This is a genomic window from Enterovibrio nigricans DSM 22720 (assembly GCF_900167155.1).
GTDB lineage: Bacteria > Pseudomonadota > Gammaproteobacteria > Enterobacterales > Vibrionaceae > Enterovibrio > Enterovibrio nigricans.
The window spans coordinates 171,983-179,756 of the sequence record NZ_FUXU01000002.1; the positions used below are offsets into that span (position 1 = coordinate 171,983).

Annotated in this window: 9 protein-coding genes; 7 read left to right on the forward strand and 2 right to left on the reverse strand. The window is 39.0% G+C overall.

All coding sequences use genetic code 11. The annotated features are described in order from the left end of the window. Positions 1 to 57: 57 nt before the first annotated feature. The 7 genes from B5D35_RS01540 to B5D35_RS01570 are packed head-to-tail and all read left to right on the forward strand — an operon-like array spanning position 58 to position 5,954. Entirely contained in the window at positions 58 to 1,203 is a 1,146-nt protein-coding gene (locus B5D35_RS01540; RefSeq protein ID WP_078750861.1) for a hypothetical protein, read from the forward strand. Beyond that, positions 1,200 to 1,499 (forward strand): site-specific integrase, encoded by a 300-nt coding sequence (locus B5D35_RS01545; protein WP_078750862.1) that lies wholly within the window; start codon positions 1,200 to 1,202, stop codon positions 1,497 to 1,499. The genes B5D35_RS01540 and B5D35_RS01545 overlap by 4 nt, the downstream gene beginning before the upstream one ends. After that, a complete protein-coding gene (locus B5D35_RS01550) occupies positions 1,499 to 3,454 on the forward strand; it encodes a hypothetical protein (RefSeq protein ID WP_078750863.1) in 1,956 nt (651 codons plus the stop codon). The genes B5D35_RS01545 and B5D35_RS01550 overlap by 1 nt, the downstream gene beginning before the upstream one ends. Then, positions 3,442 to 3,939, forward strand: coding sequence for a hypothetical protein (locus tag B5D35_RS01555; RefSeq protein WP_078750864.1), 498 nt, complete (start codon positions 3,442 to 3,444; stop codon positions 3,937 to 3,939). The genes B5D35_RS01550 and B5D35_RS01555 overlap by 13 nt, the downstream gene beginning before the upstream one ends. Continuing rightward, positions 3,915 to 4,376, forward strand: a complete 462-nt coding sequence (locus tag B5D35_RS01560) for a hypothetical protein (RefSeq protein ID WP_170915108.1) — start codon at positions 3,915 to 3,917, stop codon at positions 4,374 to 4,376. The genes B5D35_RS01555 and B5D35_RS01560 overlap by 25 nt, the downstream gene beginning before the upstream one ends. Next, entirely contained in the window at positions 4,373 to 5,551 is a 1,179-nt protein-coding gene (locus B5D35_RS01565) for a hypothetical protein (RefSeq protein ID WP_078750866.1), read from the forward strand. Before B5D35_RS01560 ends, B5D35_RS01565 begins: the two co-directional genes overlap by 4 nt. Then, positions 5,541 to 5,954 (forward strand): hypothetical protein, encoded by a 414-nt coding sequence (locus tag B5D35_RS01570; RefSeq protein ID WP_078750867.1) that lies wholly within the window; start codon positions 5,541 to 5,543, stop codon positions 5,952 to 5,954. Before B5D35_RS01565 ends, B5D35_RS01570 begins: the two co-directional genes overlap by 11 nt. Positions 5,955 to 6,043: 89 nt before the next feature. Here the strand turns inward: B5D35_RS01570 and B5D35_RS01575 are convergent, their stop codons facing one another. After that, positions 6,044 to 7,483, reverse strand: coding sequence for a hypothetical protein (locus B5D35_RS01575; protein WP_139367710.1), 1,440 nt, complete (start codon positions 7,481 to 7,483; stop codon positions 6,044 to 6,046). Beyond that, on the reverse strand, positions 7,440 to 7,774 hold a 335-nt coding region (locus B5D35_RS01580; RefSeq protein WP_139367711.1), incomplete at its 5' end, for an IS3 family transposase. The genes B5D35_RS01575 and B5D35_RS01580, both read right to left, overlap by 44 nt.

Consider the following 7,774-nt stretch of genomic DNA (forward strand, 5'->3'; position numbering starts at 1 on the left):
CGTGTGTGATATTTCATGGTTGACAGGTAACCGTGTTTTACATAAGGGAAATCGCGTATGGAACTGTCTAAGAAAGAAAGGATCATACTCATTCGTCATGTCGAAAATACTTACGCAGAAATAAGCTCAACCCCCGTCAGTAATCAATCAGTTAGTAGGTCATGTAGAGGTAAGCAAACATATTTTTTGACTCCTCACTTGGCTTTAGATGCAAGGCACGATATCTATTTATTTCCTTTCCTGCTAAACCTTGACGGTTCGCCCTGGGTCGATGCCAACCTTTTTTTATTTTCCGCTGCCTTAGAGAATAGAAAAGGGTATACCGTTTCAGATGCGTTACGACAAAAAGCGAGTATGCTGCTCGACTATAAAATATTCTGCGAACATAAAAATATTGATCTTATGAGATTTGCTGGCCGTAAGCCTAAGAGGCCTACGTACATATATTTTTTCGATTTATTACAACAGGTAGATAGCGGAGATATTAAACGGGGTAATCTGAACAAACGAACAAAGGTGATTTATGACTTCTATAAGTATCTTTCTGCGGAGCCAAATTCTTTAATAGATCTTGAAAGAGTTGATGCTGTTGAGTCTGTGCGGCTTTTTACTAAAAACTCACATGGAAGAAGTTATGGATTTAACATTGAAAAGCGTGGACAGAGTTTAGCCATTAGTCGTCAACCCAATCCAGTGCGTATTGGGTTTGTTAGAGAGTATGGCGAAGAACTGCGACCTCTTCGGGATGCTGAGCTGGAAGATTTGCTGAAAGTTTTACAGACCAAAGCTTTTTCAGTTGATGAGCGTCTTATGCATTATATAGCGATGCATACAGGCGCAAGGAAGCAGACTATTCTAACAATGCGAATGAAACACTTAGATGCATTCTCACCTGATAGACTCTTACCCGATGGGACATATAGGCTCAATGCTGGCCCGGGTACCGGTATTGATACTAAATTTAACAAGCCTCAAGCACTGTATTTTCCAAGGATGTTGGCAGAACAAATCTGTGTATATGCAAAGTGCCAAAAAGCTAAAGATCGGCGTAGTAAATTTATATATAAACATGGTGGTGAATTATCAGAAGAAGATATATATATATTCCTTTCTCCTGAAGGGGAGCCTCATTATATGGCTAAGACAGATCCCAGATATAAGATGAAAAAAGTAGGCCACAAGGGCGCAATACCTATTATATGAAAAAGAAGCTACTGAAGTATACTGGCCATATATTTCCAAAAGACTTTAAATTTCATTGGTTACGTGCAACCTTCGCTCTACGCTACTATCTTTTTTTTCAGCCACTTGCGGCCAAAGGTCTTATTACTGAAGGCGATATCGTTTCTATGGTGCAAAAGCGATTACATCATTCTGATCGCGCAACAACCGAGCATTACTTAAAGCTGTTTGATTCGGTCGATGATAGATTAGAGGCTCAACAGAAGTATGAAGAAAGAGTCTTTGATTTATATGGAATTGATATGGGAGTAGTGTAGTGTCTAATGAGAGTTATGCTATACGAGAAACTGTAATAGTGACGTTGCGTGATTTAGTAGAAAAAGACTACCTGCATCCAGAGAAAATAAACATTTCTTTGCCGAAAGCGGGAAGGAAACAATCTATGGACTTGGGCGCAATTGCTTATGTTAAGAGAAAATTCGTTCAAGGACAGGGTCACAAATCAGATAATCCCTATCTGGTGGTAGAAGATTCATTAGTAGTACATCGCCGATTTTTTTTGCGTAACCTCATAGAGTATATTATCACAAAAGGTTATAAGGAAACTTCCGTGGTGGCTATTATTGGGAGGATTCGAGGGAGTTTCAATTATATAGATGAACAGGGTTTTTCGGAGCCGTTTCTGAAAGACTCCGCACAATCAGAGATTGTGTATAGAGAAGTGTCTAAAGAACTAAGACATAAGATTGATAGCAATAAAATCACACCGAGGCAGGCTGAAATAATTCAAGTAAATATTGCTTTTGTTATTCGGATTGCTCACGGTGAACAGGTTGCTCACTTTATAGTTGAAAATGCTGTTAAATTTTCTGGGAATGTGACTGTAACTGCACCTCGTGAAATTAAGGAGTTAAAATATGCTTACAATATATATAAGTCGTTGGCTGAAGAGCTGACGATTCTCATTGTTAAAGAGAAAAATTTCCCCTTTTTGTTGAAACTACCTGACTACACGACCTATTTATTTCCATATGCGACACATAGAGTTACCCCCTACTGTAACCGTCCTACTTATACTTATAACCATGAGCTAGGTAGGTTGGCAACAGATCAAGAGTATTTTAAAAAGTGCCCAGAAAAGAAAGAGGCGGAATTAAGGGAAAACCTAAAACGCTCAACTAAGCGGCTTCGAGATGCTAACTTAGACCCCCGCGCAAAGTGCCGTCGAGCTTTAGCTGCCACAGCTATGCAGTCTTATCAAATGTTGTTTATGATGTTGACAGGCGCATATGCAAGTGAAATCGCTCAGTTAAAGTTTGATGGACAATTAGAATTTGAAAAGTCGGTGACTAACAAGAGTTATCGAGCCATTAAGCTTAGAGCTGCGGGGAGAATTGTCCAATACGATTTAGCAGCTGGATCTGTTTCGCTTTTCAGACGATATCTGAAATTAAGAGAGTGGGTGCTGGATGGAAGGAAAGAGAGTTTTTTGTTTTTTGGACTACAAGTTAAATCCTGGCTACCTGTGCCAGTATGTGAATCAGCAATAAGGAATTTTCAACGTAATAAAATCATAGGTATATTTATGCCTCAAAATTTTGAAATGCTGACAGCTCGCCAGTTTAGAAAAACGAAAAGCCTCTTCCTGCATGAGCAACAAGATATTGACCGTAAAACAGTAGCGGATGTATTAAATCACTCAGAGGAAACCAATGAGCGCAGCTATATGGAGGTATCACCGGAAAAAGCAAGGGATGAACTCACTAGCTATTGGGAGGCAGTTCATGAAGCATCGAGCCATATACAGGATGTAGAATCAGAAAAAAGTTGCGCTCACAAACCCATTGCAGCTGGTCATTGTGATGATTACCAGCACCCAGAACCAGCGATAGAGTCTCCACCCATAGAACCTGACTGCAGAAAGCAGTATGGCTGTCTTTTTTGTATCCACTATATTTGTCATGCCAATGATAAAGAAGATATCCATAAGTTGTTTAGTCTTCTTTATATTGTCACTGGGGTGTTAAATAGCGTTGCAGATACAAATAAGGCTAAGGATCTTTTTTTGATGCTATCCGCAAGAGTCAAGAATATACTTTTACAAATTAAAATGAAATCCAAGACAGGCTCTGAAAAAGTAGATGAAATTGGTGAGCGGGTATTTAAACTTGGGGAGCTAACTCCTTACTGGGAGAACCGCCTTCAGCGATATGAAGCTCTTGGTTTGATCTTTATTGAGAGCCAAGAGTGGGAGGGTTTGTGGAAAAGATAGTATTGAGTCGCTGCTTCCTTCAAGCTAAAGCTACTGAGGGTTCTAACATTGATGAGATTAATTCACCGGATGTATTCCCCCTTTCTCTAGGTAATGATATTCCTGATGATTTTGTTCTATGTCGTGACAAGGAAAATGTTGTTACCGCTTATTATTCGTCTATGGAATGGGACTTTAAACCTTACCGGTTGTCAGCGGCTGGAAATTGTAAAATGAGCTTTGGTTCGTTGGTGGGAATCGATAATCGTGAAAAAGATATTAGGCTAATTAATGAGGTTAAGCAGATACTCTTTTGCCTCATATATCACGTAAGATCAGGAGCTAATGGTTATCTATCTATTACAACACTGATGCATTATTATCAAAACACTATGCATGCTGCGCGATTCTGTATAGATAGCGGTGCAAACCGTTTACTTGGACGTTTGAGTTTGTCCGAATTTTTTCGAATAAATTGTATTTGGCTGCTTATGCTAAAACCTTGAAAAATAAACGAAGAAGGCAGAGTGTACATGCGCTTTTGAGTCACCTTAATATCATAGGTGAAGAACGTCTTGGCTATAAAGTTGTTAATGACCCCAACTTGCATGAAAAGTGCGACCACAACCAGCATCCGTTGATTCCAACAAGAATTTATCTTGAAACGATCAACCTATTGACAGAAAGAGTAGCGTATCTCAAATGTAAGACTGAAAGGTTAGAGCTTTTTATCAAAGAATTTTCTGACCCTTTCTATGGCCTAAACAAGAAATTTCAGAAGAAACAGCAATACGCTCAAGGGATTGTAAATCCTATTATGAGGCCAACTATCCAGGAAGCAATTTTAGAATATGATTTACAAGATGTTTTTTTGATCCTGATTACAAAGTTAATGGAAGAGCAAAGCTTGTCGGAGCCTTATCACGAATTCAATATGAGATGAAATCACTTATACATCTATATACAGGCATGCGAAATGATGAGGTGAATAGATTAAAATATGACTGTGTTTCTAAGCTTACCCTTGATAAGCCTATACTAGATGATAGTGAAAATGTATTGGTTCCTGATAACTCTGTAAAAATATTATCGACAACGACAAAATTTACAGGGTATCAGAAAGAAGACTCGTGGTTAGCCCACCCTATAGTTTTGGATGCGATAACTGTACTTCGAAGAATCGTCAGAGGCTATGCATCGATGCTTAACCTAGACGCTAAAGAATGCCCTTTACTAATAAGTACGGTAAAGATATTCATGAAAAATCACATTAAAAAAGACAGGTTAGAGGTGACTATCTTTAAAGAAACAGCGAAACAGTTTCAAGACAAACCGCAGTTTAAGATAACAAAAGAAGATTACGACGTATTACAGGCTAGTGACCCTACCCGAGATTTCTCAACAGTTTCAACTTTTCAGTGTGGGCAAAGGTGGCCACTAACTACCCATCAATTTAGACGCTCTCTCGCATTTTATGCTGTGAACAGTGGGTTTGTATCACTTCCAACTCTCAAGTGGCAATTCAAGCATCTTTCACAAGAGATGTCGAAATACTACAGTCGTAATAGTGAGAATATCAAAACAATCTTTGGTCATTATGATGTAAAAGAAAGAAAGTATGTTCTTCCATTGAATCACATTGCATATGAAGTTCAGATTGGAATGTCACTTTCTACTGCTGAGGCTCTTCTTGCTGACCTCTTAGATGATAGTGTTCACTTATATGGTAAAACTGGTGGGTATATAGAAAAGCAAAGGGGGAGGTTGAAAAATGGAGAAGTATTAGTTGAGGAGTTTAAGGAAGAAACCGTTAATAGAGTTTATAATGGAGAGATGAGTTACACAAAGACGTTGCTTGGTGGTTGTACTAATAGGGAAACTTGTGATTGCTCAATTTTGGGGGAGTTCGCAGATTGCCTTACCAAAAAGTGCGCAGTTATAACATCGAGTAATGTTGAAAATTTAATTGCATCAACGAATAGAGAGTTGCAAAGCTACGAATCAGGTTCTATTGAGTATTTATCTACAGAGTCAGAGTTGGAAGAGCTTTTGCGCTATCAAAAGTACGCTATAGAACGTGAGATTTTAACATTGAAGGATGATCATAGTGATAGCTAAGAGTGGCGTGGAAAAATGTTATGAAGCATTTGAGCGTCTTAAAAATGGCAAGCCGAAACTTGGTAAATTTGTCGGTATTACGCCAGATAAAATAACCCCTTCAATAGTATCTCAAGAGGCTGGTTTTGATAGCGGATATCTGAAGAGGAAACGTTTAAAACACCAAGGTATTATTTCACAAATTGATGAATTTAGAAAAGAAAATAAAAATACAACCTTATCAAAAGCTGAAATAGTAAGGCGTGAAAGCCGCAGGGCCAATAACTACAAAGAAGAGCTGGAAAGGGTTAAGGTGCTTCTAGAACAGTCTCTAGCGCGAGAGTTGCTACTTGCTTCTAAATTAAAGGATTTAGAAAAGCAGCTCTACAAATCGGATAGAGTGGCTAGAGTAAGGAGTCAGTAAATAAAGACTGTAAATATTGCCGGTGGTCGATAGAGGAAGAGCTTCATAGATTAGCCTATCTACCTTCAATCAACATAGAGCTACAAGATTCAAAACTCAGCGTCAGCAGAACCAGAGTTCAGAACTGGGTTAGTACCATTGAAGTTCCATGCTTCATCATCCCCCCAGTCTTCTCTCTCTGCATCTACATGATAAATCTCAAATGCGCCTAATCCAGTATTACCAACAACAAGAGGATGTAACACCTCAAATTTAATATTGATCGAGTTTCCAGAAAACGGTTTGTCAGGATGAGAGTCTCCAGACAAATCACAAGTATAAGTTATGTAAAGCCCCTGTCCTTTACCCCACCTATGCGATATCTTTTGAATATTATCTAGTTGATCAAAACACTCAACGTTAGTTATCGCTGTTTCAGAGCTAACCGGAGCACTGTTAATAAACTCTTCTATCAAACCAGCATCCCAAAGCTCATCAATTGCATCTTCTGCAACACTATCTAAGTCTCGGAGCTGCAATGAATACTGATCCAAAGTCATTTGGATATGTTCGAATAGCCAGCTCGAGTCATAGTGCTCTTCATTTTCGGATTCAATTACATCATTCAAGCAATCAAACAAAATTTCCGAGTCGTATGATAAGTACTTTATTTTATTGATATTCTTGACTGAAAATGACTCGTCATTAATAAGTGTATCAAAGCTATCGTAGCCGAAGACAGTCGCTATAATCGCCGATAGGTTTGATAAAGAACACCTCCAATCATCATCACTCAAGCTATCCGAAAGGGTGTTCATGTATTGATATGCAAGCGGGAACTTCAAAGTTAGTAGTTCATTTTTATGTTCAGCTTTGGATTTTTCAAAAGCAAACGTAGCCTTCTCGGCATCTTGAACTTTTTTAGCTTCCTTTCGAGCCAACACTTCGTTAGCTAGCTTCAATTCCTTGACCTTTTCTTGTGCCTCAAGGTACTTCTCTTGTATGAGGTTCTTTTTAGCTTCTGCTGCTGCGGCATCTTTTTGCAATTTTTCGGTTTTGGCAACTGAGTTTTCAATCTCAGCTCGTACTTCATCTTCCGCAACTTTATTCTGTAAATTGGCTCTTGCTTTGGCCTTTACTAGCCGACCTCTTGCATCCTCTTTATCGACATCTTGATCAACAGTAAGAGAATACCTCCACCCTGCGCTATGCTTTTGGATTTGCTGAATCGCAATATGTAAATAAGGACTTAAAAACATATAGATGCTAGAGATGGCGAGTGGCCACCATATCGTGTTTAAAGAATTTTCATGCCAGATAGAAACCCATGCAATTGAGTCTTGGAACACTGATATGCGGGAGTCTACATTTTGGATTCCAAAGAATAGCAAAGCTAACTTATCCCAATTGCATAGCCCCCAAGACACCAGAAAGGCACCGAAAAATGGACTCGCTAAGCGGCTATTGATGTTATTGGTAATAGATCCCTGGTAAGACCCCAGAACTCTATACACTTTCAAGCTTCTGATAATACTGTCTTTCGTATTCATTCGGTGACAGTCCACCATTAGTACCATGATTCCGTTTTGGATTGTAGAAGTACTCGATATATTCAAATATCTCAGAGCGTGCTTCCTCACGGGTTTTATAGATTCTTCGTTTTACTCTATCTTTCTTGAGCAGCGAGAAAAAACTCTCAGCAACGGCGTTGTCGTGACAGTTTCCCTTTCTACTCATGCTAATTTCCATATTGTGTTCTTTTAGGAAACTGCGCCAGTCGCTCGAGGTATATTGAACGCCTTGATCAGAGTGAACGAGCACCTGTTCACTTGGCCGTCTTC

Bases quoted from the DNA above. Each gene is read 5' to 3' on its own strand.
- B5D35_RS01540 (WP_078750861.1), top strand. From the start codon at position 58: ATGGAACTGTCTAAGAAAGAAAGGATCATACTCATTCGTCATGTCGAA.
- B5D35_RS01545 (WP_078750862.1), top strand. From the start codon at position 1,200: ATGAAAAAGAAGCTACTGAAGTATACTGGCCATATATTTCCAAAAGAC.
- B5D35_RS01565 (WP_078750866.1), top strand. From the start codon at position 4,373: ATGAAATCACTTATACATCTATATACAGGCATGCGAAATGATGAGGTG.
- B5D35_RS01575 (WP_139367710.1), bottom strand. From the start codon at position 7,483: ATGAATACGAAAGACAGTATTATCAGAAGCTTGAAAGTGTATAGAGTT.